This is a genomic window from Paracoccus sphaerophysae (genome assembly GCF_000763805.1).
GTDB lineage: Bacteria > Pseudomonadota > Alphaproteobacteria > Rhodobacterales > Rhodobacteraceae > Paracoccus > Paracoccus sphaerophysae.
Genome location: NZ_JRKS01000012.1, coordinates 15,533 through 39,891, shown reverse-complemented (window position 1 = coordinate 39,891; position 24,359 = coordinate 15,533). Strand labels below are relative to the sequence as shown.

The window sequence follows — 24,359 nt, the reverse complement described above, 5'->3', positions numbered from 1 at the left end:
CGGGCGGGGTTCATGTCGCGCGTGAACGGCCCGCCTGTCGCGTGTCAGACGGTAATGCAGCAGCAATCGGCGGCGCGTGCGTTCATGGCGCTGCCTTAGCAGCCGGCCCGGCCAGCGGCAAGCGGCCTCCGCCGTCGCTTTCCTCCGCGCACGTCCGCGACGCTTTTCTTGTCGCCCCTGCGGTGGTATCAGCGCCCGTCCCACCGAAAGCCCGTGCCATGACCGACCAGAGCCCGAAACGGCTGTTCATCAAGACCTATGGCTGCCAGATGAACGTCTATGACAGCCAGCGCATGGCCGAGGCGATGGCGGCCGAAGGCTATGAGCTGACCGAGGACCAGGCCGCAGCCGACATGGTGCTGCTGAACACCTGCCATATCCGCGAGAAGGCCTCCGAAAAGCTGTATTCCGATCTTGGCCGGCTGAAGCCGCTCAAGGCGGAACGGCCCGATCTCAAGATCGGGGTCGCGGGCTGCGTGGCGCAGGCCGAGGGGGACGAGATCATCCGCCGGATGCCGCTGGTCGACCTGGTGGTCGGCCCGCAGGCCTATCACCGGCTGCCCGCCATGGCGCGGGGCGAGGCGCCGGCCGTGGACACCGAGTTCCCGGCCGAGGACAAGTTCGACCACCTGCCGCAGCGCGCCGCCACCCGCCGCCATCCGGCCGCCTTCCTGACCGTGCAGGAGGGCTGCGACAAGTTCTGCGCCTTCTGCGTGGTCCCCTATACCCGCGGGGCCGAGGTCAGCCGCCCCGCCGCCCGCATCCTGACCGAGGCGCGCGACCTGGTCGCCCGCGGGGTGCGCGAGATCACCCTGCTGGGCCAGAACGTGAATGGCTGGCACGGCGAGGGGGCCTCGGGGTTCGGGGCGCTGATCCGCGCGCTGGGCGAGATCGAGGGGCTGGACCGGATCCGCTATACGACCAGCCACCCCAACGACATGACCGACGACCTGATCGCGGCGCACCGGGACGTGCCGCAGCTGATGCCCTATCTGCATCTGCCGGTTCAGTCGGGGTCGGACCGGGTGCTGAAGGCGATGAACCGCAAACACACCGCGGATCAGTATCTACGGCTGATCGAACGCATCCGCGGGGCGCGGCCGGACATCCTGCTGACCTCGGATTTCATCGTGGGCTTTCCGGGCGAGACCGACCAGGACCACGCCGCGACCCTGCGCCTGATCGAGCAGGTGGGCTTCGGCACCGCGTTCTCGTTCAAGTATTCGCCGCGTCCCGGCACGCCCGCGGCGGGCCGCGCCCCGGTCGAGGACTCCGTGGCCGATGCGCGGCTGCAGGAATTGCAGGCGCTGCTGGGCCGCCAGCAGAAGGCCGCGCAGGACGCGATGGTCGGGCGCACGCTGGGGGTGCTGTTCGAAAAGCCGGGGCGGATGCCGGGGCAGATGGTCGGCAAGTCGGACTATCTGCACTCGGTCTTCGTGCAGGCGCCGGAGGCCGCGGTGGGCGACCTGGTGCAGGTGAGGATCGTCGCCAGCGCGCCCAATTCGCTGCAGGGCGAACTGGCCGGCCCGCCGGCGGGACCCGAGCGCTAGGGCGCCCGCGCACGCCCTCACTTGACGGTGATGCGCCCGTCCAGCACCGGCTTGTAGCCCGGACCCTGCTGGGCCAGGTATTCGGCCAGCACGTCGGCCAGGTCGGGGCCGAAGTCATAGGCGTTCTTGCCCTCGGCATCGAACATCTTGTAGCCGTCCCCGCCGGTGCGGACATAGTTGTTCGTCACCAGCTTGTAGCTGGCCGCCGGGTCCAGCGCCGCCCAGCTGTCGCCCGACGCCACCTGCACGTCGCTGATCCGGCTGCCGGCGGCGGCCTTGGGATCGACGCTGTATTTCAGCCCCGCCACCTGGGCAAAGCGGCCGGCCTTTTCCTCGTACTGGCTGGCGCCGTTTTCCAGCGCCGCGAGCACCGTCGCCCCCGTCGCCTCGAAGGTGGACAGCGTGTTCTGGAACGGCAGCACGTCATAGACCTCGCCCATCGTCACCGGGCCGGCATCGATCGAGGCGCGCAGCCCGCCGCCGTTCTGGATCGCGATGGTCACTCCCTGGTCCTTGACCCGCGCCAGCATGGCGTCGGCGACCAGGCTGCCCATCTCGCATTCCTTCGCCCGGCAGCTGTCGCGGCCGCCGTCGATCGGGGCGGCGGTCTCGGCCACCTGCTTGTTGCGCAGCTCCTCGATCGGCGCGGCCATTTCCTTGACCCGGGCGGCGATCGCCTCGTCCTCGGGCATGGCCTGTTCGATCAGGATCGGCTCGCCGGTCGCGGCGGTGAGCTTGCCGGCGTCGTCGAAGGTCAGGGTCAGGTGTCCCAGGTACTTGCCATAGGCATAGGCCGTGGCGACCGGCACATCGGGCCCGTCGGCGGCCTTGACCATCGTCGGATAGGCCCCGGCCGCGCCCTCCATCGGACCCAGCAGCGTGTGCGAATGGCCGCCGATGATCGCGTCCAGCCCCGGCACCTGGGCCGCGTAGTCCTGGTCGCGCGCATAGCCGACATGGGTCAGGCCGATGATCTTGGTCACCCCGGCATCGGTCAGCGCCTGCACGTCGCCCTTGAGGCTTTCGAGGTCGTCCTTGAAGATGACCGTGTTGCCGGGGGATGCGGTTTCCGGCGTGTCCATCGCCAGCGTGGACACCAGCCCGATCTTTTCGCCGTCCACGTCCAGCGTGATGGTGTCCTTGAGCTTGCCGTTCAGCTGGTTGGACTGCGACACGTCGAGGTTGCCCGACATCACCGGCATCTTCGCGCCGTCCAGCAGGATCATGGTCCCGTCCGGCCCGTCGTCGAATTCGTGGTTGCCGAGGCTCATGGCGTCATAGCCGATCGCGTTCATGAACTCGACCGTGTCCTTGCCCTTGTAGGTCGTGTAGAACAGCGACCCCTGATACTGGTCGCCGGCATCGACCACGATGACGTTGCCACCGGCGGCCTTGATCTCGTCACGCTTGGCCTTGATCGCGGCGGCCAGCCGGGCCACGCCGCCAAAGCACTCCTTCTTCTCCAGCGTCTCGGCGTCGCAGGTCGAATCGTACTTGTTGATCGGCTCGATGCGGCTGTGGAAATCGTTGGTGTGCAGGACGTGCAGCACGTATTCCGCCTGCGCCGCGCCGACGCTGAGCGCCAGCAGGCCGGCCGAGGCCAGCAGGGTGCGCGTCGTAATGGGGGTCGTGAACTTCATCGCCGGGGCTCCGCTTTGGGTCGGGGGTCTTTCGCAAGAGAACACGACGCCCGCATGGCAGTCCAGCACGCCGGCGGGTTTTCCTTTCCGTTTGTTCGCGCTATGTTCCCGGTGGCCCGGGTTGCGTTCCCCAGCGCGGTGCCTATCTGATGCCCTTGTCCCCCCACGAGGTCCGCATGGAACAGAAGTTCATCGAAGTCCGCGGTGCGCGCGAACACAACCTCAAGGGCGTGGACATGGACATTCCGCGCGACAGTCTGGTGGTCATCACCGGGCTGAGCGGGTCGGGCAAGTCCAGCCTTGCCTTCGACACCATCTACGCCGAGGGGCAGCGGCGCTATGTCGAGAGCCTGTCGGCCTATGCGCGGCAGTTCCTCGACATGATGGGCAAGCCGGACGTGGACCACATCTCGGGCCTCTCGCCGGCGATCTCGATCGAGCAGAAGACGACCTCGAAGAACCCGCGCTCGACCGTGGGGACGGTCACGGAAATCTACGACTATTTGCGGCTTCTGTTCGCCCGCGCCGGCACGCCCTATTCGCCGGCGACCGGCCTGCCGATCGAGGCGCAGCAGGTGCAGGACATGGTGGACCGGGTGCTGGCCCTGCCCGAGGGGACGCGCGCCTATCTGCTCGCCCCGATGGTCCGCGACCGCAAGGGCGCCTATGAAAAGGAACTGCTGGACCTGCGAAAGCGGGGGTTCCAGCGGGTGCGGGTGGACGGGGCGTTTCACGAACTCGACACACCGCCGGTCTTGGACAAGAAGCTGCGCCACGACATCGACGTGGTGGTGGACAGGATCGTCGTGCGCGGCGACATCGCCACGCGGCTGGCCGACAGCTTCCGCACCGCGCTGGACCTTGCCGACGGCATCGCCGTTCTGGAAACCGCCCCGGCCGAGGGCGAGGGCGAGCCCGAGCGCATCACCTTTTCCGAGAAATTCGCCTGCCCGGTCAGCGGCTTCACCATCGCCGAGATCGAGCCGCGGCTGTTTTCCTTCAACGCTCCCTACGGCGCCTGCCCGGCCTGCGACGGTCTGGGGGTCGAGCTGTTCTTCGACGAACGGCTGATCGTCCCCGACACCGGCCTGTCGGTGGCGCAAGGCGCCATTGCGCCTTGGGCCAAGTCGAAATCGGCCTATCTGACCCAGACGATCAACGCGCTGGCCAAGCATTACGGGTTCGACTGCAAGACCCCGTGGCGCGACCTGCCGGACCAGACCCGGTCGCTGTTCATGCACGGCTCGGGTGCCGAGGAAATCCGCTTCCGCTTCGACGATGCCGGCCGCGTCTACGAGGTCAGCCGGACCTTCGAGGGCGTGATCCCCAACATGGAGCGCCGGTACCGCGAGACCGACAGCGCCTGGTCGCGCGAAGAGATGGAGCGCTATCAGAACAACCGCCCCTGCCATGTCTGCAACGGCTGGCGGCTGAAGCCCGAGGCGCTGGCGGTCAAGATCGCCGGCACGCATATCGGCCAGGTCACGGACCTCTCGATCCGCGAGGCGCTGGCCTGGGTCGAGGCCGCGCCGGAGAGCCTGACGGCGCAGAAGAACGAGATCGCCCGCGCCATCCTCAAGGAAATCCGCGAAAGGCTGGGGTTCCTCGTCAACGTGGGGCTGGACTACCTGACGCTCAGCCGCGCCGCCGGGACGCTGTCGGGCGGGGAAAGCCAGCGCATCCGGCTTGCCAGCCAGATCGGCAGCGGTCTGACGGGGGTGCTGTATGTGCTGGACGAGCCCAGCATCGGGCTCCACCAGCGCGACAACGACCGGCTGCTCGATGCGCTGAAGGGGCTGCGCGATCAGGGCAACTCGGTGATCGTGGTCGAGCATGACGAGGACGCGATCCGCCACGCCGATTATGTCTTCGACATGGGGCCGGGGGCGGGGGTCCACGGCGGGCAGGTGGTCGCCAAGGGCACGCCGGCCGAGATCGAGGCCGACCCGGCCAGCCTGACCGGCCAGTATCTGGCCGGGGTGCGCGAGATCCCCGTCCCGGCCGAACGCCGGAAGGGCAACGGCAAGAAGGTCGTGGTCGAGGGCGCGACCGGCAACAACCTCAAGGACGTGACGGTCGGGTTCCCGCTGGGGACGTTCACCTGCATCACCGGCGTCTCGGGCGGCGGCAAGTCCACGCTGACCATCGAGACGCTGTTCAAGACCGCCTCGATGCGGCTGAACGGCGCTCGCCAGACCCCGGCGCCCGCCCGCGCCGTCAAGGGGCTCGAGCTGCTGGACAAGGTCATCGACATCGACCAGCGCCCCATCGGGCGCACCCCGCGGTCGAACCCGGCGACCTATACCGGCGCCTACACCCATATCCGCGACTGGTTCGCCGGGCTGCCCGAGTCGAAGGCCCGCGGCTACAAGCCCGGGCGCTTCAGCTTCAACGTCAAGGGCGGGCGGTGCGAGGCGTGCCAGGGCGACGGCGTCATCAAGATCGAGATGCACTTCCTGCCCGACGTCTACGTCACCTGCGAGACCTGCAAGGGCAAGCGCTACAACCGCGAGACGCTCGAGGTCGAGTTCAAGGGCAAGTCCATCGCCGACGTGCTGGACATGACCATCGAGGACGCGCAGGAGTTCTTCAAGGCGGTGCCCTCGATCCGGTCCAAGATGGACGCGCTGCTGGAGGTGGGCCTCGGCTACGTCAAGGTCGGCCAGCAGGCCACCACGCTGTCGGGGGGCGAGGCACAGCGGGTCAAGCTGGCCAAGGAACTCTCCCGCGCCTCGACCGGCAAGACGCTGTACATCCTCGACGAACCGACGACGGGGCTGCATTTCGACGACACCCGCAAGCTGCTGGAAGTGCTGCATTCGCTGGTCGATCAGGGCAATACGGTGATCGTGATCGAGCACAACCTGGACGTCATCAAGACCGCCGACTGGATCATCGACATTGGCCCCGAGGGCGGCGATGGCGGCGGCGAGATCGTCGCCGAAGGCACGCCCGAGCAGGTCGCCGAGGTGCCTGACAGCCACACCGGCCGCTATCTCTCTCCGATGCTGGCGACCGCGGCAAGGCGGCGGGGGGCCGAGGTCAAGCCGGTCCGCAAGCGCCGGACCGCCGCCTAGGCGATGCGCCCGCCGCGGGCGGCGGCCTGACCGAAGGACTGCGTTGCGGTGGTGTCGATCTTGGCCCAGCACTACAATGACGACCGCGTCCACGGCGCCGAGGACGAATACGGCACCCCCGACCAGGCGTAGCTGATCGCCGGACCGGACGGGGCGCTTGAAATCATGCCCGGCGTCGCTCACTTCCCTCACCGCGAGGCCGGGCCCGCGGTGCTGGACCGCATCGCGCGCTTTCTGGCCCCGTTGCCCTGAGCCGAAAGGATGCCAGATGAGCGACGGTTTCCCGCATTTCCCCCGTCCCGATGACGGGGCGCAGGCTGGGCCTGGGGTCTGGACGGCGACACCCCCGCGCAGCCCCGGGGAGCGGTTTTCCCCCGCCTACGAGGCGCAGGCCGAACGGGTGATGCATACGGTCGCCGCGCTGGGGATGACGCCCTCGATCGACGGCGCCGGCAGCGAGGACGGCGAATTTGTCGCAGGTCAGGACCCGGCCGGGAACAATGTGCTGCTGGTCCATCGGGAAGAACCCGCCTCGGCGCGCGAGATCGCCGCGCTGGACGATGGCGGGCTGCGCACCTGACTGGTCGAGGCGATCGACGGCCGGCTCGACTGAATCCCGTCCGCCCGCCCTGCAAAAGGCGCCGTGCGGCGGCCTCGGCCCGCGTCTCATCGCATTGACCCTTGCAGGGGCAGGGGCTAAACCCGGACCGAGCCAAGCTACTCGCGGGGACGTGGCCGCCGCGACGTCAGGGAGCATCGTTTCAAGTGGACTATCTGCTGTCCGAATATCTGCCGATCCTCGTGTTTCTGGGCATGGCCTCGGCGCTGGCGATCATTCTGGTGGTCGCGGCCTGGGTCATCGCCGTTCGCAACCCGGACCCCGAGAAGGTCTCGGCCTATGAATGCGGCTTCAACGCCTTCGACGATGCGCGGATGAAGTTCGACGTGCGGTTCTACCTCGTGTCGATCCTGTTCATCATCTTCGACCTCGAGGTGGCGTTCCTGTTCCCCTGGGCGGTCAGCTTCCCCACGCTGTCCAACGTGGCTTTCTGGTCGATGATGGTCTTCCTGGGCGTGCTGACCATCGGCTTTGCCTATGAATGGCGGAAAGGGGCGCTGGAATGGGCGTGACCGAAACGACTGGCCGCGTCGGCGGCGCCGGCCCCGCGCATCACGGCGGTCAGCCGACCGGCGTTCAGTCGGGGCTTATCTTCGACAAGTCCCCCGCGCTGGCAAACGCCGCCGGGCCTGACCGCGAGTACGCCACGGCCGAGCTGAACCGCGAGCTGCAGGACAAGGGTTTCCTGCTGACCACGACCGAGGACATCATCAACTGGGCCCGCAACGGCTCGCTGCACTGGATGACCTTCGGGCTGGCCTGCTGCGCGGTCGAGATGATGCAGACCTCGATGCCGCGCTACGACCTGGAACGCTTCGGCACCGCGCCGCGGGCCTCGCCGCGCCAGTCGGACCTGATGATCGTGGCCGGCACGCTGACCAACAAGATGGCCCCGGCGCTGCGCAAGGTCTATGACCAGATGCCCGAGCCGCGTTATGTGATCTCGATGGGGTCCTGCGCCAATGGCGGCGGCTATTACCACTACAGCTATTCCGTCGTGCGCGGCTGCGACCGGATCGTGCCGGTGGACATCTATGTCCCCGGCTGCCCGCCCACCGCCGAGGCGCTGCTGTACGGCATCATGCAACTGCAGCGGCGCATCCGCCGCACCGGCACGCTGGTGAGGTAACGATGGCCGTCTATCCCGATCCCCACGCGCTGGCCGAACTGGGCGAGGTGCTGGCCGCCCGCCACAGCAACGACATCCTGTCCGCCACCGTGGCCTTTGGCGAACTGACGCTGACGATCAACGCCGGCGCTATCGTGCCGCTGGTCAAGGCGCTGATCGACGACCCGGCCTGCCGGTTCTCGACCCTGATCGACATCACCGCGATCGACCACCCGGAACGGCCGGCGCGGTTCGACGTCGTCTGGCATTTCCTGTCGATGTACACCAACCAGCGCATCCGCCTGAAGGCCGCGGTCCGCGCCGACGAGCTGGTGCCGTCGCTGGTGTCGGTGATCCCCGCGGCCAACTGGTTCGAGCGCGAGGTCTTCGACATGTTCGGGATCGCCTTCTCGGGCCATCCCGACCTGCGCCGCATCCTCACCGATTATGGCTTCCGCGGGCACCCGCTGCGCAAGGACTTTCCGACCACGGGCTATACCGAGGTGCGCTGGGACGACGCTGAAAAGCGCGTCGTCTATGAACCCGTGAACCTGGTGCAGGAATATCGGCAGTTCGACTTCCTGTCGCCTTGGGAAGGGGCGCGCTATGTGCTGCCCGGCGACGAAAAGGCCCCGGCCACGACCGGCGTGACGGCAGAGGGCAAGAAATGATGGACGGCGATTTCCGCGACAATGTCTATGACGACGGCTCGGTCGATGCCCTGACCGGCGAACAGAAGATCCGCAACTTCAACATCAACTTCGGCCCGCAACACCCTGCGGCGCATGGCGTTCTGCGGATGGTGCTCGAGCTGGACGGCGAGGTGGTGGAACGCGCCGATCCGCATATCGGCCTGCTGCACCGCGGCACCGAGAAGCTGATGGAAAGCCGCACCTACCTGCAGAACTTGCCCTATCTGGACCGGCTGGATTACGTCGCCCCGATGAACCAGGAGCACGCCTGGTGCCTCGCGATCGAGCGGCTGACCGGCACCGTGGTGCCGCGCCGCGCCAGCCTGATCCGGGTCCTGTTCTGCGAGATCGGGCGCATCCTCAATCACCTGCTGGGCCTGACCACCGGGGCGCTGGACGTCGGCGCGCTGACCCCGCCGCTGTGGGGCTTCGAGGCCCGCGAAGAGCTGATGGTGTTCTACGAGCGCGCCTCGGGCGCGCGGCTGCACGCCGCCTATTTCCGCCCCGGAGGGGTCCACCAGGACCTGCCGCCGGCGCTGCTGGACGATATCGAGGCGTGGTGCGCGCGCTTCCCGCGGCTGGTCGACGACCTCGGCACGCTGCTGACCGAGAACCGCATCTTCAAGCAGCGGCTGGTCGATATCGGCATCGTCACCGAACAGGACGCGCTGGACTGGGGCTATTCCGGGATCATGGCCCGTGGCTCGGGCCTCGCCTGGGACCTGCGCCGCAGCCAGCCCTATGAATGCTACGACGAGTTCGAGTTCGAGGTCCCGGTCGGCACCAATGGCGACTGCTATGACCGTTACCTGTGCCGCGTCGAGGAGATGCGCCAGTCCTGCAAGATCATGCAGCAGGCCATCGCCAAGCTGCGCGCAGAACCAGCCGGCGACGTGCTCGCGCGCGGCAAGCTGACTCCGCCCCGCCGCGCCGACATGAAGCGCGACATGGAAAGCCTGATCCACCACTTCAAGCTGTATACCGAGGGCTTCAAGGTCCCGGCCGGCGAGGTCTATGCCGCGGTCGAGGCGCCCAAGGGCGAGTTCGGCGTCTATCTGGTCAGCGACGGCACCAACAAGCCCTATCGCGCCAAGCTGCGCGCGCCGGGCTTCCTGCATCTTCAGTCGATGGACTGGATGGCGGGCGGGCATCTTCTGTCCGACGTGCCCGCGATCATCGCCACGATGGACATCGTGTTCGGCGAGGTGGACCGGTGAACGCAGCCGACCTCCTCACGGCACATCCGCTGCTGCTGCCGGCGCTCGCCCTGATCCTTTATTTCGGAGTGCCCGGCTGATGCTGCGCCGCCTTTCCCTCACCCAACCCGAGTCCTTCGAGTTCACGCCAACGAACCTGGAATGGGCGCGGGCGCAGATGACGAAGTTCCCCGAAGGTCGCCAGCAATCGGCGATCATCCCGGTCCTGTGGCGCGCCCAGGAACAGGAAGGCTGGCTGTCGCGGCCGGCAATCGAGTACGTCGCCGACCTGCTGGGGATGCCTTACATCCGCGCGCTCGAGGTGGCGACGTTCTACTTCATGTTCCAGCTGCATCCGGTTGGAAAGATTGCCAATATCCAGATCTGTGGGACCACGACCTGCATGATCTGCGGGGCCGAGGAACTGATCCGGGTCTGCCGCGAAAAGATTGCGCCGACGCCGCACACCCTGTCGGCCGACGGCAATTTCTCGTGGGAAGAGGTTGAATGTCTGGGCGCGTGCTCGAACGCGCCGATGGCCCAGATCGGCAAGGACTATTACGAGGATCTCACCGTCGAAAAGCTGTCGGCGCTGATCGATGCGCTGGCGGCGGGACAGCTGCCGGTGCCGGGGCCGCAGAACGGCCGTTTTTCCTCGGAGCCGCTGGGCGGCGCCACGGCGCTGACCGGGGTGGACAAGGCCGAGGAGTACAACGCCTCGGCTGCCCGCGCCGTCAAGCTGCGCGACACGGTCAAGCGCATCGACGGCACCGAGGTGCCGATCATCACCCCCTGGGCCGGGCGCCCCGAGGCGGCGCCCAAGGACGCGCCCCAGACCGAGGCGACGCCCTCGGCCGGGCGCGAGGCCGACACGACGGGCATAACCGTGCAGGAGGCCGCGGCGACCTCGCCTGGTAAGCCGCACTCCAAGGACGAACCGGCGGGCCAGCCCGCGGATGCGAAGGACACCGAATAGCCACCCAGCCCGAGGACGCCGACCGATGACCGACTGCACGCGCAATTGCTGGATGTTTGCAGCCCTGATGGGGCTGCTCGTCTGGGCCTTTGCGCTGGGGCAGGGCGGCGTCGGGCTGCTTCCGGGGGCGTTTCTCGGCTTCGTGACGGCGTGGCTGCTGGGCGGGTTGCTGGTGATGCTGTTCTGTCAGGGCGAAGCGGCCGGTGAGGGGCTTGGGTTTGCGGACACGCCGCCTGTCGTACGGGATGGGTCGGCCGTCCCGCCCGCGAGAAGCGCCGCGCGCCGCGAAACCACTGGCGCGACGCGCGCCGAGCCGGCCCTGCAGGCGCCTGCGGGCGCCTCGGCCGATCCGCGCCAGGCGGTTACCTTCGAGCCTTCGACCGCGGTGAAGGCCGCCGAGGAGGCGGCCGAACACAGGGCTCCCGTGGAGCCGATCCGGACCGGCGCGCCGCAAGGCGCCAGCGCCGACCCGCGGCTGGCGGTGACCTTCACCGAGGCTGGTGGTGCCGATCGGGCTGCTGCGGCTCGGGTGGAGGCGGCTTTGACGGAGCGCGATGCCGCGGGACCGGGGGCCGCCTTTTCTGCCGAGTGCCAGCCGTCGCGGCCGACACGCTCGACCGACGCCGGTCGGGCGGCGCGCGCGCACCGAAGGGGCGCGGCCCCGGACGACGCCCCCCGCAGCACCGCAGCGCATCTCGCCGCCCCCCGTGACGGCCAGGGCGACGATCTCAGCCGCATCCTCGGCATCGGCCCGCGGCTGACGGAATGGCTGCATGACAACGGCATCCGGCGTTTCGACCAGATCGCCGCGTGGAGCCCCGAGGACGTCCGCGCCTGGGGCGACAGGCTCGGCCGCAATGGCGGCCGGATCGACCGCGAGGACTGGGTCGGGCAGGCCCGCATCCTTGCGGCGGGCGGCGAAACGGCGCATTCCCGCCGCGTCGACCAAGGCGAGTCGACATGACCTCGGCCGCGCGACCCCGCGACGACAGCGGCCAGATGCGGCTGGTCGGCGGCGTGATCGCCGCGACGATGCTGCTGTGGCTGGCGGCGAACTGGGCGGGGCGGCGCTATGGCTGGCCCGCGGAATATGCCTTTCTCGCCGATCTTGCGGCGATCGGGGCGCTTGTCTGGTCGCTGCTGGTGACCTGGCGGATCCGGCGGCGTCGTGCCGCCGGTCCTCACGAACGATAGGACGCGTTGATGCTGAGCGATCAGGACCGGATTTTCACCAACCTCTACGGGATGGGCGACCGCACCCTCAAGGGCGCGCGGGCGCGCGGCCATTGGGACGGCACCGCCGAGCTGATCGCCAAGGGGCGCGACGGCATCATCGAGGAGATGAAGAAATCCGGCCTGCGCGGGCGCGGCGGGGCCGGCTTCCCGACCGGCATGAAGTGGTCCTTCATGCCCAAGGAAAGCGACGGGCGGCCCGCCTATCTGGTCATCAACGCCGACGAATCGGAACCCGCGACCTGCAAGGACCGCGAGATCATGCGCCACGATCCGCACACGCTGATCGAGGGCGCGCTGATCGCCAGCTTCGCCATGGGCGCGCACGCGGCCTATATCTATATCCGGGGCGAATATATCCGCGAGCGCGAGGCGCTGCAGGCGGCGATCGACGAATGCTATGACGCTGGGCTGCTGGGCAGGAACGCGGCCAAGTCGGGCTGGGACTTCGACCTGTATCTCAGCCACGGCGCCGGCGCCTATATCTGCGGCGAGGAAACCGCGCTGCTGGAAAGCCTCGAAGGCAAGAAGGGGATGCCGCGGATGAAGCCGCCCTTCCCGGCCGGCGCGGGGCTGTACGGCTGCCCGACCACCGTGAACAATGTCGAATCCATCGCCGTGGTGCCCACCATCCTGCGCCGCGGCGCCGAATGGTTCGCGGGCTTCGGCCGCCCCAACAACGCCGGCGTCAAGCTGTTCGGTCTGACTGGCCACGTCAACACGCCCTGCGTGGTCGAGGAAGCGATGTCGATCCCGATGCGCGAGCTGATCGAAAAGCACGGCGGCGGCATCCGCGGCGGCTGGTCGAACCTCAAGGCGATCATCCCCGGCGGCGCGTCCTGCCCGATCCTGCCCGCGTATCTGTGCGAGGACGCGATCATGGACTTCGACGGGATGCGCGAGCTGAAATCCAGCTTCGGCACCGCCTGCATGATCGTGATGGATCAGTCCACCGACGTCATCAAGGCGATCTGGCGGCTGTCCGCGTTCTTCAAGCACGAGAGCTGCGGCCAATGCACGCCCTGCCGCGAGGGCACCGGCTGGATGATGCGGGTCATGGACCGGCTGGTCCGTGGCGAGGCCGAGGTCGAGGAAATCGACATGCTGCTGGACGTGACCAAGCAGGTCGAGGGCCACACGATCTGCGCGCTGGGCGATGCCGCCGCATGGCCGATCCAGGGGCTGATCCGCCACTTCCGCGAGGAAATCGAGGACCGCATCAAGGCCAAGCGCACGGGCCGCATGGGGGCGATGGCAGCGGAATGACCGGCGGGCGCGATCACGGCGGAATGACGGGGGCGTGCAGGGCAACCTGCGGCGCCCGCGCCTATATTGCAGGGATGTGCAATACGGAGTTCGCCATGAAACCGCTCAGATCCGCCATGCTCGCCCTTGCCGGCGTTGCCGCGCTGGCTGTGCCGGCGGCGGCGCTCGAGCCGCTGTCGTCCGAGAAATACATCAACGACCGCCTGATCGCGGCGCGGATCGCCGACCGCATCCGGCGCGAATGCCCCAGCATCGACGGGCGGCTGGTCTATGCCTATCAGCAGGCCCGCGCGCTGCAGCGCTATGCGCTGGACAAGGGCTACACCAAGGCCCAGGTCGAGGCATTCCTGGACAGCAAGTCCGACAAGCAGCGCATCTACGCTGTGGCCGAGGACTACATGGCCCGCAACGGCGTGGTGAAGGGCAACGCGGAAAGCTTTTGCCAGCTGGGCCGCCAGGAAATCGCCAATCGGACAGTGACCGGGTCGCTGCTGGTGGCGAAATGAAGCGGGCGGTGCGCTGGATCGGCATCGGGGTGACGGCGGCGGCCGCCGCGACGATGCTGCTGGCCGACATGGCGCTGGCGGGACCGACCTCGATCTCGCGCGTGGGCGCGACGGGCACCCGGGACCAGTTCGTGCTGCGCTTCGATCTGCTGTCGCCCGGCGGGTTCAGCTGTGCGGCCGACGCGCCGGGCTCGCAGGTGCGGTCGGGCCGCGACCTGCTGGGGCGGCCGATGATCCGCGTCTTTGGCGATGCCCGGGCCGCGGTCATCACCTGCACCGACGCGGAAGGGGCGCGCTGGCAGGCCACCGCCAACCGCACGGCGCCCTATACCCCGGCCGAGCCGACCTATGGCACGGTCGTCTATCGCCCCGGCCAGCCCGCGATGATGACCATCGTCGAACTGGGCGATCAGACCGAATATCAGCACAAGACCTTTGTCCGCGTGGACTGAGGCAGACGCGAAGGCAGACAGATGAGCGACAAGCGCACCATCAAGATCGACGACCGGCTGATCGAGGTCGATCCCAACCTGACGCTCATCCAGGCCTGCGAGCAGGCCGGGATCGAGGTGCCGCGCTTCTGCTATCACGAGCGGCTGTCGATCGCCGGCAACTGCCGCATGTGCCTGGTCGAGGTGGTGGGCGGCCCGCCAAAACCCGCTGCCTCGTGCGCGATGCAGGTCAAGGATTTGCGCCCCGGCCCGGACGGGGCGCCGTCCGAGATCAAGACCAACTCGCCCATGGTCCGCAAGGCGCGCGAAGGGGTGATGGAGTTCCTGCTGATCAACCACCCGCTCGACTGCCCGATCTGCGACCAGGGCGGCGAGTGCGACCTGCAGGACCAGGCGATGGCCTATGGCGTCGATTTCAGCCGCTACCGCGAACCCAAGCGGGCCTCCGAGGATCTGGATCTCGGCCCGCTGGTCGAGACGCACATGACCCGCTGCATCAGCTGCACCCGCTGCGTGCGCTTCACGACCGAGGTTGCGGGGATCACCCAGATGGGTCAGACCGGCCGCGGTGAGGATGCCGAGATCACCTCGTATCTGGGGCTGACGCTCGATTCGAACCTGCAGGGCAACATCATCGACCTGTGCCCGGTGGGTGCGCTGGTGTCCAAGCCTTACGCCTTCACCGCCCGCCCGTGGGAGCTGACCAAGACCGAGTCGATTGACGTGATGGACGCGCTGGGCTCGTCGATCCGCATCGACACCAAGGGCCGCGAGGTCATGCGCATCCTGCCCCGCAACCATGACGGGGTGAACGAGGAATGGATCAGCGACAAGACCCGCTTCGTCTGGGACGGGCTGCGCCGGCAGCGGCTGGACCGGCCCTATATCCGCGAAAACGGCCGCCTGCGCCCGGCGACGTGGGACGAGGCGCTGGGCGTCGCCGCTGACGCGATGAAGGGCCGCAAGGTTGCCGGGCTGATCGGCGATCTTGCCCCGGTCGAGGCGGTCTTTGCGTTGAAGCAGCTGGTCGAGGGGATCGGCGGCACGGTCGAATGCCGCACCGACGGCGCGCGCCTGCCGGCCGGTAACCGCTCGGGCTATGTCGGCACCGCGCGGATCGCCGACATCGACAATGCGGCCATGATCCAGCTGATCGGCACGGACCCGCGGACCGAGGCGCCGGTGCTGAACGCCCGCATCCGCAAGGCCTGGGCGCGCGGCGCGCAGGTCGGGCTGGTCGGCGAGGCGGTCGACCTGACCTATGACTATGCCCATGTCGGCGCCGACCGGGCGGCGCTGGAAAGCCTGTCGGGCCGCGGGATCTCGCCGGAGACCCGCGACAAGCCTACCATGGTGATTGTGGGGCAGGGCGCCCTGCGCGAGGCCGACGGCGCGGCGGTGCTGGGCCACGCGATGAAGCTGGCGCAGAACTCCGGCTCGGGGCTGCTGATCCTGGACACCGCCGCCTCGCGGGTCGGGGCGATGGACGTGGGCGCCGTGACCGAAGGCGGGCTGGACGCCGCCATCGACGGGGCAGAGGTGATCTATAGCCTCGGCGCCGACGAGGTGGACATCACCCCCCGCGATCAGGGCGGGCCGTTCGTGATATACCAGGGCAGCCACGGCGACCGCGGCGCGCACCGGGCCGACGTGATCCTGCCGGCCGCCTGCTATACCGAGGAAAACGGCCTGTTCGTGAACACCGAGGGTCGGCCGCAGCTGGCCATGCGGGCCAACTTTGCGCCCGGTGAAGCCAAGGAGAACTGGGCGATCCTGCGCGCGCTGTCGGCGCGGCTGGGCAAGACCCAGCCGTGGGACAGCCTCGCGCAGTTGCGCCGGGCGCTGGTCGACGCGGTGCCGCATCTGGCGCAGATCGACGAGGTGCCGGAAAACGCCTGGCAGCCGGTCGAGGCGGGGGCGCTGGGCCAGGCCAGCTTCCGCAATCCGGTCACCGATTTCTATCTGACCAACCCGATCGCCCGGTCCTCGGCGCTGATGGGCGAATTGTCCGCGATGGCCGCCGCCCGCCGCGCGCCCGCGCTGGCGGCGGAGTGACGGCGATGCGGGGAGGGATCATCGTTCTGCTTGCGGGCGCGGCGCTGGTCGTGGCCGGCTGCGCGCCCGAAAGCAAGGGGCTGGCCACGCCGCCCCGCGCCAAGCCGGACGAGGTCAAGGTCAGCATCGTCGACCGCAGCATCGCCGGCACCAAGCTCAGCCGGGCGCGGGTGTCGACCAAGTCGGGCGACATCCTGATCCTGGAACCCGACGGCTCGGTCAGCGCGGTGTCGCTGGACAGCCCCGCCGGCCGCGACGCCTTCGAGGTGACTGAAGAGGAGCTGGCCGCGTTGGAGGTCAATCTGGGGCTGGACCTGTCCCCCGCCGACGTCGCCAATTTCGACATAGTCGCCCCGGAAAAGCCGCGCCTGCCCACCGCGCAGGAAAAGGCGCTCGAGGCGTTCGCGGCCCGGACCCGCCCCGCCCTGCCCAGCTTTCCCAAGGACTTCGCGGCCGATCCGCAAAGCTTCATCGCCTCGCGTGTCGACGTGATCTCGGGCGACAAGCGTGGCGATCTGGTCGAGGTCACCGCTAACCTGAAACCGGGGGTGGACGTCGATCTGGCCTTCGCCTATGCCACCTGCGCGCTGGCCGGATGGGCCGACACCAGGGGCAAGAGCTTCGGTCGCCATATCCGCACCTTGCAGAACAAGCGGGACGGCAGGCTGGTGGTCGGTTCGGTGTTCACGCTGTCTGACACCCGGCCCCTTGGGCTGCGGGTCATGGAAACCAAAGACACCTTGCGCGCGTGCAAGGATCGCGGCATTCCCGCCGCATGACGAGGGGGACGATTTCCGATGGCTGACTTCCTGGCTTCCCCCCTTGGCATCGCCGTCATCATCCTGGCGCAGGGGCTGGGGATCATCGCCTTCGTGATGATCTCGCTGCTGTTCCTGGTCTATGGCGACCGCAAGATCTGGGCCGCCGTGCAGATGCGCCGGGGGCCGAACGTGGTCGGCCCGTGGGGCCTGCTGCAGTCCGTCGCCGACGCGCTGAAATACGTGGTCAAGGAAATCGTCATTCCGGCCGGCGCCGACAAGTTCGTCTATTTCCTCGCCCCGTTCCTGTCGATGATGCTGGCGCTGTTCGCCTGGGTCGTCATCCCCTTCGCGCCGGGCTGGGTGATGGCCAACATCAACGTGGGCGTGCTGTTCATCTTCGCGGTGTCCTCGCTGGAGGTCTACGGCGTCATCATGGGCGGCTGGGCCTCGAACTCGAAATACCCCTTCCTCGCCTCGTTGCGGTCGGCGGCGCAGATGATCTCGTACGAGGTCAGCCTTGGCCTCATCATCATCGGCGTCATCATCTCGGCCGGGACGATGAACCTGTCGGGGATCGTGGAAAGCCAGCGCGGCGCCTACGGGATGTTCAACTGGTACTGGCTGCCGCACCTGCCGATGCTGGTGCTATTCTTCGTGTCGGCACTGGCCGAGACCAACCGCCCGCCCTTCGACCTCGCCGAGGCGGAGTCGGAACTGGTCGCGGGCCACATGGTCGAATATTCGTCCACGCCTTACCTTCTCTACATGGCCGGCGAATACATCGCGATCTTCCTGATGTGCGCGCTGATCTCGATCCTGTTCTTTGGCGGCTGGCTGTCGCCCATTCCGGGGCTGCCCGACGGGGCGCTGTGGATGGTGCTGAAGATGTGGGTCTGGTTCTTCATGTTCGCGATGGTGAAGGCGATCGTGCCGCGCTATCGCTATGACCAACTGATGCGGATCGGCTGGAAGGTCTTCCTGCCGTTGTCGCTGGGCTGGGTCGTGCTGGTTGCGTTCCTCGCCCGCTTCGACCTGCTGGGCGGCGCGTGGGCGCGCTGGGATCATCTGGTGCCGATCGGCGCCGTCGTGGGGGGCTGAGACATGGCCGCAACCGAATTCGCCGCTGCCGTCGGGCAGGCGTCCGAGACCGACAAGGCCACGCTGGCGCAGTTCATCGTCGAGGCGCTGGCGCAGAGACCGCAGGGGGACGAGGCCGCCACCAAGCGCCTGGTCGTCGCTGCAATGGACCGCTTTGCCGACGAGGAGGGGAAGGTCTGATGGCCCTCGATCTGGTCCGTGCGACGAAATATTTCCTGATGTGGGACTTCATCAAGGGGTTCGGCATCGGCATGCGGTATTTCTTCGCCCCCAAGGCGACGCTGAACTATCCGCACGAGAAGGGCCCGCTGAGCCCGCGCTTTCGCGGCGAACACGCGCTGCGCCGCTATCCCAACGGCGAGGAACGCTGCATCGCCTGCAAATTGTGCGAGGCGATCTGCCCCGCCCAGGCGATCACCATCGACGCCGAGCCGCGCGAGGACGGCAGCCGCCGCACCACGCGCTATGACATCGACATGACCAAGTGCATCTATTGCGGCTTCTGTCAGGAGGCCTGCCCGGTCGATGCCATCGTCGAGGGCCCGAACTTCGAATTCGCCACCGAGACCCGCGAAGAGCTGTTCTACGACAAGGAAAAGCTGCTCGCGAACGGCGAACGCTGGGAGGCCGAGATCGCCCGCAACCTGCAGATCGACGCCCCGTATCGCTGAGGACCCGCCATGAGTGAAGGTTTCGCCCGGCTCTTTTCGCAGATGCTCCAGTCGGGGCAGGAAATGGCGCGCGCCTTCAACCCGGCGCTGGAAAGCTTCGACCCGCGCGCGTTCGAGAAGATGATCCCCACCATGCCCGCGGACATGATGGAGATGTGGTTCGGCAAGACCTTCAACCGCGAGGGTCTGGACGCCAAGACCCGCCTGCTGCTGACCATCGGCGCGCTGACCGTGCAGGGCGCCCTGGCCGAGCCGCAGCTGCGCCTCGCGGTGCGTCACGCCCGCAAGGCCGGCGCCTCGCAGCGCGAGATCGCCGAGACGATCTGGCAGATGAGCATGTTCGGCGGGATGCCCGCCATGCAGAAGGCGCTGGAGCTGGCGCAGTCGGTATTCGCCGAAGAGGAAGACCAGGCATGATGATCTTTGCGTTCTACCTGTTCGCGCTGTGCGTGGTGGTGTCGGGCTTCATGGTGGTGATCTCGAAGAACCCGGTGCATTCCGTGCTGTGGCTGATCCTGGCTTTCCTGTCCGCGGCCGGGCTGTTCGTGATGCAGGGGGCCGAGTTCGTGGCGATGCTGCTGATCATCGTCTATGTCGGCGCGGTCGCGGTGCTGTTCCTGTTCGTGGTGATGATGCTCGACACCGACTTTGCCGAGCTGAAGGGCGAGCTGGCGCGCTATCTGCCGCTGGGCCTGCTGATCGGGCTGGTGATGATGGCGCAGCTGGGCATCGCCTTCGGTGCCTGGCAGACGGCCGAGACCGCAGCCGCCGCCCGCGCCGCGCCGATCGTGGAAAACACCCTGAACACCCACGCGTTGGGGATGCTGCTGTATGACCGCTACTTCCTCGCCTTCCAGCTGGCCGGTCTGATCCTGCTGGTGGCGATGATCGGGGCGATCCTGCTGACGCTGCGCCACCGCAAGGACATCAAGCGCCAGGATGTGCTGCAACAGATGTGGCGCGACCCGAAGAAGGCGATGCGGATGACCAACCCGAAGCCGGGGCAGGGGCTGTGAAAAAGGCTATCGATCAGCTTTGGCAAACTTTTGCCGGATCGGCAAATTGGGGCCTTCTCCACCCCAATGACACCGAGAGGTTTACGGATTTCCTACTCGCCGCTTACGAGAGCGGACAAAATGACGCCGTCAAGTTGATTGAGCCGCGGCTCGATGATGCGGGCGTTCGCAACGAGACCTGGCGGACATCGTTAATTATCACAGCTGAAAACGTCTTTGACGCCTTTGAGGCAGTTATCCGCAATCGCGGAAAATTATAGAACGACAACCGGGCCACGAACCGGAGAGGGACGAAGCGAATGATCGGTTTGACACATTACCTTGTCGTGGGGGCGATCCTGTTCGTCACCGGCGTGTTCGGCATCTTCGTCAACCGCAAGAACGTCATCGTCATCCTGATGTCGATCGAACTGATCCTGCTGGCGGTGAACATTAACTTCGTCGCCTTCTCGACCCATCTGGGCGATCTCGCGGGGCAGGTCTTCACCATGTTCGTGCTGACCGTCGCCGCAGCCGAGGCGGCGATCGGGCTGGCGATCCTCGTGGTGTTCTTCCGCAACCGCGGCACCATCGCCGTTGAAGACGTCAACGTGATGAAGGGCTGAGGACATCATGGAAAAGTTCATCCTCTTTGCCCCCCTCGTCGCCGCGATCATCACGGGCTTCGGCTGGCGGGTGATCTCCGAAAAGGGCGCCCAGTGGCTGACCACGGCGGTGCTGTTCGCCGCCTGCGCGATGTCGTGGATGGTGTTCCTGGGGTTTGACGGCACACCGCGACACATCCCGGTCATGGACTGGATCGTCACCGGCGATTTCGCCGCCGAGTGGTCGATCCGCATGGACCGGCTGACCGCGATCATGCTGATTGTCGTGACCACCGTGTCGGCGCTCGTCCACCTGTATTCGATGGGCTACATGGCCCACGACGACAACTGGACCGAGGACGAGCCCTACAAGGCGCGGTTCTTCGCCTATCTGTCGTTCTTCACCTTCGCCATGCTGATGCTGGTGACGGCCGACAACCTGCTGCAGATGTTCTTCGGGTGGGAGGGCGTGGGCGTCGCCTCGTACCTGCTGATCGGCTTCTACTACAAGAAGCCCTCGGCCAATGCCGCGGCAATGAAGGCCTTCATCGTCAACCGCGTCGGCGATTTCGGCTTTCTGCTGGGGATCTTCGCGCTGTACTGGCTGACCGGCACGGTCCGCTTCGACGAGATCTTCGCCCAGGTCCCGCAGATCGCCCAGACGCAGCTGCATTTCCTGTGGACCGACTGGAACGCGGCGAACCTGATCGGGGTGCTGCTGTTCATCGGCGCGATGGGCAAGTCGGCGCAGCTGGGCCTGCACACCTGGCTGCCCGACGCGATGGAAGGTCCGACCCCGGTGTCGGCGCTGATCCACGCCGCGACGATGGTGACGGCAGGGGTGTTCCTCGTCTGTCGGATGTCGCCGCTGTACGAATTCGCACCCGACGCCAAGAACTTCATCGTCCTGATCGGCGCGGCCACGGCGTTCTTTGCCGCGACCGTGGGCCTCGTGCAGAACGACATCAAGCGGGTGATCGCCTATTCTACCTGTTCGCAGCTGGGCTACATGTTCGTCGCGGCGGGCGTGGGCGTCTATTCGGTCGCCATGTTCCACCTGCTGACCCACGCCTTCTTCAAGGCGATGCTGTTCCTGGGCGCCGGCTCGGTCATCCACGCGATGCACCATGAACAGGACCTGCGGAACTATGGCGGGCTGCGCAAGAAGATCCCCTATACCTTCTGGGCGATGCTGATCGGCACGCTGGCGATCACCGGGGTTGGCATCCCGCTGACCACCATCGGTTTCGCCGGCTTCCTGTCCAAGGACGCGGTGATCGAAAGCGCCTATGGCTCGGGCCACGCCTATGCCTTCTGGCTACTGGTGATCGCGGCGATGTTCACCAGCTTCTATTCCTGGCGGCTCATGTTCCTGACCTTCTGGGGCGCGCCCCGCCCGCAGCGGGTCTGGGACGCCGAGATCAAGGCCGAGGAAGAGGTCCAGACCCACGCCGCCGCGCATGGCCACGATCCCCACGCCCACGACGCGCATGGCCATGACGGCCTGCACGCCTACGAACACGCCCATGAATCCCCGCCGGTGATGCTGATCCCGCTGGCGGCCCTGGCCGTCGGGGCGATCTTCTCGGGGATGGTCTGGTACGGGCCGTTCTTCGGCAGTCACGACCAGGTGGTCGAGTTCTTCCACATGGGCCACGGCACCGCCGAGGCGACCGGCACCCACGGCGCCCCGGCCGCCGATCCGGCCGACCACGCCACGGCGCCGGCCGAGACCGCGACCGCCGCCCCCGAACACGCCGCCGCCGAGTCCGCCGTGACCGCCCCCGACGGGGCCGAGGCCGACCACGCCGGCGCGGTGAACGTGAACGTCCCGGCTCCGGTCGGGGGGGCGATCTACATGCACCCCGACAACCACGTCATGGACGAGGCGCACCACGCGCCGGTCTGGGTCAAGGTGGCGCCGTTCTTTGCCATGCTGGCCGGGCTGGGGCTGGCCTGGGTCATGTACATCCGCAACCCGGGCAGCGCCGCGGCGCTGGCCGCGACGCAGCGGCCGCTGTATCGCTTCCTGCTGAACAAGTGGTATTTCGACGAGCTGTATGACTGGGCCTTCGTCCGCCCGGCGCGCTGGCTGGGCCGGGCGCTGTGGACCGGCGGCGACGGGCGCACCATCGACGGGGCGATCAACGGGCTCGCGATGGGGCTGATCCCGCGGATGACCCGCTTTGCCGGCCGGGTGCAGTCGGGGTATCTGTTCCACTATGCCTTCGGCATGGTTCTGGGCCTCGTCGGCCTGCTGATCTGGGTGATGGCGCGGAGCGTGAACTGAGATGACCACCTATCCGCTTCTGTCGATCATTACCTTCCTGCCGATCGTGGCGGCGTTGATCATGGCGCTGTTCCTGCGCGGCTCGGACGAGGGCGCGGGCCGCAACGCCAAGTGGCTGGCGCTGGTCGCCACCGTCGCCACCTTCGCGGTCAGCTGTGTCGTGCTGGCGGGCTTCGACCCGCAGAACACCGGCTTCCAGTTCGTCGAGGACCAGCCCTGGATCTTCGGCCTGCGCTACAAGCTGGGCGTGGACGGGATCTCGATCCTGTTCGTCATGCTGACCACCTTCCTGATGCCGCTGGTGATCCTGTCCACCTGGGAGGTCACCGACCGCGCCAAGGACTACATGATCGCCTTCCTGGTGCTGGAGGGGCTGATGATCGGCGTCTTCGTGGCACTGGACCTGGTGCTGTTCTACCTGTTCTTCGAAGCCGGGCTGATCCCGATGTTCCTGATCATCGGGATCTGGGGTGGCAAGGACCGCATCTATGCGGCGTTCAAGTTCTTCCTCTACACCTTCCTCGGTTCGGTACTGATGCTGGTGGCGATGATCGCCATGTACCGCATCGCCGGCACCACCGACATTCCGACCCTGCTGGGCTTCGACTTCCCGACCGATCCGGTCCGGGTCTTCGGCTGGTCGCTGCTGGGCGGCACCCAGATGCTGCTGTTCCTGGCCCTCTTCGCCAGCTTCGCGGTCAAGATGCCGATGTGGCCGGTCCATACCTGGCTGCCCGACGCCCACGTGCAGGCGCCCACCGCGGCCTCGGTCCTGCTGGCCGCGGTGCTGCTGAAGATGGGCGGCTACGGCTTCCTGCGCTTCTCGCTGCCGATGTTCCCCGAGGCGTCGGCCATCGCCCAGCCTGCGATCTTCTGGCTGTCCGCGATCGCCATCGTCTACACCTCGCTGGTGGCCCTGGCGCAGTCGGACATGAAGAAGCTGATCGCCTATTCCTCGGTCGCCCACATGGGCTATGTGACGCTGGGCACCTTCGCGGCCAACCAGCCGGGGGTCGAGGGCGCGATCTTCCAGATGCTGTCGCACGGCTTCGTCTCGGGCGCGCTGTTCCTGCTGGTCGGCGTGATCTATGACCGCATGCACACGCGCGAGATCGACGCCTATGGCGGGCTCGTGAACCGCATGCCGATCTATGCGCTGATCTTCATGTTCTTCACCATGGCGAACGTCGGCCTGCCCGGCACCTCGGGCTTCGTCGGTGAATTCCTGACCCTGCTCGGCACCTTCCGGGTCAACACCTGGGTCGCGGTCGTGGCGACCTCGGGGGTGATCCTGTCGGCGGCCTATGCGCTGTGGCTGTATCGCCGGGTGACGCTCGGCGACCTGATCAAGGGCAGCCTGATGGCGATCACCGACATGACCCCGCGCGAGCGCTGGATCTTCGTGCCGCTGATCGCGATGACGCTGCTGCTGGGGGTCTATCCCCGCGCCGTCACCGACATCACCGGCCCGTCGGTCGCCGCACTTCTGAACGATTACCACGCCAGCCTGCCTGCCGCAGAAGCCGCGACCCAGCTCGCCGCCGCTGCGCCCGCGGCAAGCCACTAAGG

Annotated in this window: 25 protein-coding genes; 24 read left to right on the top strand and 1 reads right to left on the bottom strand. The window is 67.3% G+C overall.

What is annotated here, in order from left to right:
* The first annotated feature begins 218 nt into the window (after positions 1–218).
* On the top strand, positions 219–1,550 hold the full coding sequence (gene miaB / locus IC63_RS05770) for a tRNA (N6-isopentenyl adenosine(37)-C2)-methylthiotransferase MiaB (protein ID WP_036717821.1): 1,332 nt from the start codon (positions 219–221) through the stop codon (positions 1,548–1,550).
* Between the two features lie 17 nt (positions 1,551–1,567).
* Here the strand turns inward: miaB and IC63_RS05765 are convergent, their stop codons facing one another.
* A complete protein-coding gene (locus tag IC63_RS05765; protein ID WP_036717818.1) occupies positions 1,568–3,190 on the bottom strand; it encodes a bifunctional metallophosphatase/5'-nucleotidase in 1,623 nt (540 codons plus the stop codon).
* 176 nt (positions 3,191–3,366) lie between these two features.
* Between IC63_RS05765 and uvrA the strand changes: the two genes are divergently transcribed.
* The 23 genes from uvrA (at position 3,367) to IC63_RS05665 (ending at position 24,357) form a co-directional block, all read left to right on the top strand.
* Positions 3,367–6,267 (top strand): excinuclease ABC subunit UvrA, encoded by a 2,901-nt coding sequence (gene uvrA / locus IC63_RS05760; RefSeq protein ID WP_052041915.1) that lies wholly within the window; start codon positions 3,367–3,369, stop codon positions 6,265–6,267.
* Positions 6,268–6,535: 268 nt separating this feature from the next.
* Positions 6,536–6,847, top strand: coding sequence for a hypothetical protein (locus IC63_RS17950; RefSeq protein ID WP_156965371.1), 312 nt, complete (start codon positions 6,536–6,538; stop codon positions 6,845–6,847).
* A gap of 185 nt (positions 6,848–7,032) precedes the next feature.
* Complete coding sequence (locus tag IC63_RS05755) at positions 7,033–7,398, top strand: NADH-quinone oxidoreductase subunit A (RefSeq protein ID WP_036717817.1); 366 nt, start codon at positions 7,033–7,035, stop codon at positions 7,396–7,398.
* Entirely contained in the window at positions 7,389–8,015 is a 627-nt protein-coding gene (locus tag IC63_RS05750; RefSeq protein WP_232222521.1) for a NuoB/complex I 20 kDa subunit family protein, read from the top strand. The genes IC63_RS05755 and IC63_RS05750 overlap by 10 nt, the downstream gene beginning before the upstream one ends.
* Before the next feature lie 2 nt (positions 8,016–8,017).
* On the top strand, positions 8,018–8,665 hold the full coding sequence (locus IC63_RS05745; RefSeq protein ID WP_052041914.1) for an NADH-quinone oxidoreductase subunit C: 648 nt from the start codon (positions 8,018–8,020) through the stop codon (positions 8,663–8,665).
* Positions 8,662–9,903, top strand: coding sequence for an NADH-quinone oxidoreductase subunit D (locus IC63_RS05740; protein WP_036717814.1), 1,242 nt, complete (start codon positions 8,662–8,664; stop codon positions 9,901–9,903). Before IC63_RS05745 ends, IC63_RS05740 begins: the two co-directional genes overlap by 4 nt.
* A gap of 79 nt (positions 9,904–9,982) precedes the next feature.
* Positions 9,983–10,858 carry an NADH-quinone oxidoreductase subunit NuoE gene (gene nuoE, locus IC63_RS05735; RefSeq protein WP_052041913.1) on the top strand — a complete coding sequence of 292 codons (876 nt, stop codon included), beginning with the start codon at positions 9,983–9,985 and terminating at the stop codon, positions 10,856–10,858.
* 25 nt (positions 10,859–10,883) lie between these two features.
* Positions 10,884–11,822, top strand: coding sequence for a hypothetical protein (locus IC63_RS16930; RefSeq protein WP_052041912.1), 939 nt, complete (start codon positions 10,884–10,886; stop codon positions 11,820–11,822).
* Positions 11,819–12,052 carry a DUF5337 domain-containing protein gene (locus IC63_RS05725; protein ID WP_036717811.1) on the top strand — a complete coding sequence of 78 codons (234 nt, stop codon included), beginning with the start codon at positions 11,819–11,821 and terminating at the stop codon, positions 12,050–12,052. The genes IC63_RS16930 and IC63_RS05725 overlap by 4 nt, the downstream gene beginning before the upstream one ends.
* 9 nt (positions 12,053–12,061) lie before the next feature.
* A complete protein-coding gene (gene nuoF / locus IC63_RS05720) occupies positions 12,062–13,357 on the top strand; it encodes an NADH-quinone oxidoreductase subunit NuoF (RefSeq protein ID WP_036717808.1) in 1,296 nt (431 codons plus the stop codon).
* 95 nt (positions 13,358–13,452) lie between these two features.
* Positions 13,453–13,863 (top strand): DUF5333 domain-containing protein, encoded by a 411-nt coding sequence (locus IC63_RS05715; RefSeq protein ID WP_036717888.1) that lies wholly within the window; start codon positions 13,453–13,455, stop codon positions 13,861–13,863.
* An 8-nt stretch (positions 13,864–13,871) separates the two neighbouring features.
* A complete protein-coding gene (locus IC63_RS05710) occupies positions 13,872–14,315 on the top strand; it encodes a hypothetical protein (protein ID WP_156965370.1) in 444 nt (147 codons plus the stop codon).
* Positions 14,316–14,336: 21 nt separating this feature from the next.
* Positions 14,337–16,370, top strand: coding sequence for an NADH-quinone oxidoreductase subunit NuoG (nuoG, locus tag IC63_RS05705; RefSeq protein ID WP_036717804.1), 2,034 nt, complete (start codon positions 14,337–14,339; stop codon positions 16,368–16,370).
* 5 nt (positions 16,371–16,375) lie between these two features.
* Positions 16,376–17,149, top strand: a complete 774-nt coding sequence (locus IC63_RS05700; protein ID WP_036717886.1) for a hypothetical protein — start codon at positions 16,376–16,378, stop codon at positions 17,147–17,149.
* Between the two features lie 18 nt (positions 17,150–17,167).
* A complete protein-coding gene (gene nuoH, locus IC63_RS05695) occupies positions 17,168–18,229 on the top strand; it encodes an NADH-quinone oxidoreductase subunit NuoH (RefSeq protein WP_052041911.1) in 1,062 nt (353 codons plus the stop codon).
* Positions 18,230–18,232: 3 nt separating this feature from the next.
* Positions 18,233–18,409 (top strand): hypothetical protein, encoded by a 177-nt coding sequence (locus IC63_RS17945; protein ID WP_156965369.1) that lies wholly within the window; start codon positions 18,233–18,235, stop codon positions 18,407–18,409.
* Positions 18,409–18,900: an NADH-quinone oxidoreductase subunit NuoI gene (gene nuoI, locus IC63_RS05690; protein WP_036717801.1), complete on the top strand. Its 492-nt coding sequence runs from the start codon at positions 18,409–18,411 to the stop codon at positions 18,898–18,900. The genes IC63_RS17945 and nuoI overlap by 1 nt, the downstream gene beginning before the upstream one ends.
* Positions 18,901–18,909: 9 nt before the next feature.
* Entirely contained in the window at positions 18,910–19,317 is a 408-nt protein-coding gene (locus IC63_RS05685) for a carboxymuconolactone decarboxylase family protein (protein WP_036717799.1), read from the top strand.
* Positions 19,314–19,916 (top strand): NADH-quinone oxidoreductase subunit J, encoded by a 603-nt coding sequence (locus tag IC63_RS05680; protein ID WP_036717796.1) that lies wholly within the window; start codon positions 19,314–19,316, stop codon positions 19,914–19,916. The genes IC63_RS05685 and IC63_RS05680 overlap by 4 nt, the downstream gene beginning before the upstream one ends.
* Positions 19,913–20,176 (top strand): hypothetical protein, encoded by a 264-nt coding sequence (locus IC63_RS17940; RefSeq protein WP_156965368.1) that lies wholly within the window; start codon positions 19,913–19,915, stop codon positions 20,174–20,176. The genes IC63_RS05680 and IC63_RS17940 overlap by 4 nt, the downstream gene beginning before the upstream one ends.
* Positions 20,177–20,215: 39 nt before the next feature.
* Entirely contained in the window at positions 20,216–20,521 is a 306-nt protein-coding gene (nuoK, locus tag IC63_RS05675; protein ID WP_036717792.1) for an NADH-quinone oxidoreductase subunit NuoK, read from the top strand.
* Between the two features lie 7 nt (positions 20,522–20,528).
* A complete protein-coding gene (gene nuoL, locus IC63_RS05670; protein WP_036717790.1) occupies positions 20,529–22,790 on the top strand; it encodes an NADH-quinone oxidoreductase subunit L in 2,262 nt (753 codons plus the stop codon).
* Position 22,791: 1 nt separating this feature from the next.
* Positions 22,792–24,357 carry an NADH-quinone oxidoreductase subunit M gene (locus tag IC63_RS05665; protein WP_036717788.1) on the top strand — a complete coding sequence of 522 codons (1,566 nt, stop codon included), beginning with the start codon at positions 22,792–22,794 and terminating at the stop codon, positions 24,355–24,357.
* Positions 24,358–24,359: the final 2 nt, after the last annotated feature.

Bases quoted from the DNA above. Each gene is read 5' to 3' on its own strand.
- miaB (WP_036717821.1), top strand. From the start codon at position 219: ATGACCGACCAGAGCCCGAAACGGCTGTTCATCAAGACCTATGGCTGC.
- IC63_RS05765 (WP_036717818.1), bottom strand. From the start codon at position 3,190: ATGAAGTTCACGACCCCCATTACGACGCGCACCCTGCTGGCCTCGGCC.
- uvrA (WP_052041915.1), top strand. From the start codon at position 3,367: ATGGAACAGAAGTTCATCGAAGTCCGCGGTGCGCGCGAACACAACCTC.
- IC63_RS17950 (WP_156965371.1), top strand. From the start codon at position 6,536: ATGAGCGACGGTTTCCCGCATTTCCCCCGTCCCGATGACGGGGCGCAG.
- IC63_RS05750 (WP_232222521.1), top strand. From the start codon at position 7,389: ATGGGCGTGACCGAAACGACTGGCCGCGTCGGCGGCGCCGGCCCCGCG.
- IC63_RS05745 (WP_052041914.1), top strand. From the start codon at position 8,018: ATGGCCGTCTATCCCGATCCCCACGCGCTGGCCGAACTGGGCGAGGTG.
- IC63_RS05740 (WP_036717814.1), top strand. From the start codon at position 8,662: ATGATGGACGGCGATTTCCGCGACAATGTCTATGACGACGGCTCGGTC.
- nuoE (WP_052041913.1), top strand. From the start codon at position 9,983: ATGCTGCGCCGCCTTTCCCTCACCCAACCCGAGTCCTTCGAGTTCACG.
- IC63_RS16930 (WP_052041912.1), top strand. From the start codon at position 10,884: ATGACCGACTGCACGCGCAATTGCTGGATGTTTGCAGCCCTGATGGGG.
- IC63_RS05725 (WP_036717811.1), top strand. From the start codon at position 11,819: ATGACCTCGGCCGCGCGACCCCGCGACGACAGCGGCCAGATGCGGCTG.
- nuoF (WP_036717808.1), top strand. From the start codon at position 12,062: ATGCTGAGCGATCAGGACCGGATTTTCACCAACCTCTACGGGATGGGC.
- IC63_RS05715 (WP_036717888.1), top strand. From the start codon at position 13,453: ATGAAACCGCTCAGATCCGCCATGCTCGCCCTTGCCGGCGTTGCCGCG.
- nuoG (WP_036717804.1), top strand. From the start codon at position 14,337: ATGAGCGACAAGCGCACCATCAAGATCGACGACCGGCTGATCGAGGTC.
- IC63_RS05700 (WP_036717886.1), top strand. From the start codon at position 16,376: ATGCGGGGAGGGATCATCGTTCTGCTTGCGGGCGCGGCGCTGGTCGTG.
- nuoH (WP_052041911.1), top strand. From the start codon at position 17,168: ATGGCTGACTTCCTGGCTTCCCCCCTTGGCATCGCCGTCATCATCCTG.
- IC63_RS17945 (WP_156965369.1), top strand. From the start codon at position 18,233: ATGGCCGCAACCGAATTCGCCGCTGCCGTCGGGCAGGCGTCCGAGACC.
- nuoI (WP_036717801.1), top strand. From the start codon at position 18,409: ATGGCCCTCGATCTGGTCCGTGCGACGAAATATTTCCTGATGTGGGAC.
- IC63_RS05685 (WP_036717799.1), top strand. From the start codon at position 18,910: ATGAGTGAAGGTTTCGCCCGGCTCTTTTCGCAGATGCTCCAGTCGGGG.
- IC63_RS05680 (WP_036717796.1), top strand. From the start codon at position 19,314: ATGATGATCTTTGCGTTCTACCTGTTCGCGCTGTGCGTGGTGGTGTCG.
- nuoK (WP_036717792.1), top strand. From the start codon at position 20,216: ATGATCGGTTTGACACATTACCTTGTCGTGGGGGCGATCCTGTTCGTC.
- nuoL (WP_036717790.1), top strand. From the start codon at position 20,529: ATGGAAAAGTTCATCCTCTTTGCCCCCCTCGTCGCCGCGATCATCACG.
- IC63_RS05665 (WP_036717788.1), top strand. From the start codon at position 22,792: ATGACCACCTATCCGCTTCTGTCGATCATTACCTTCCTGCCGATCGTG.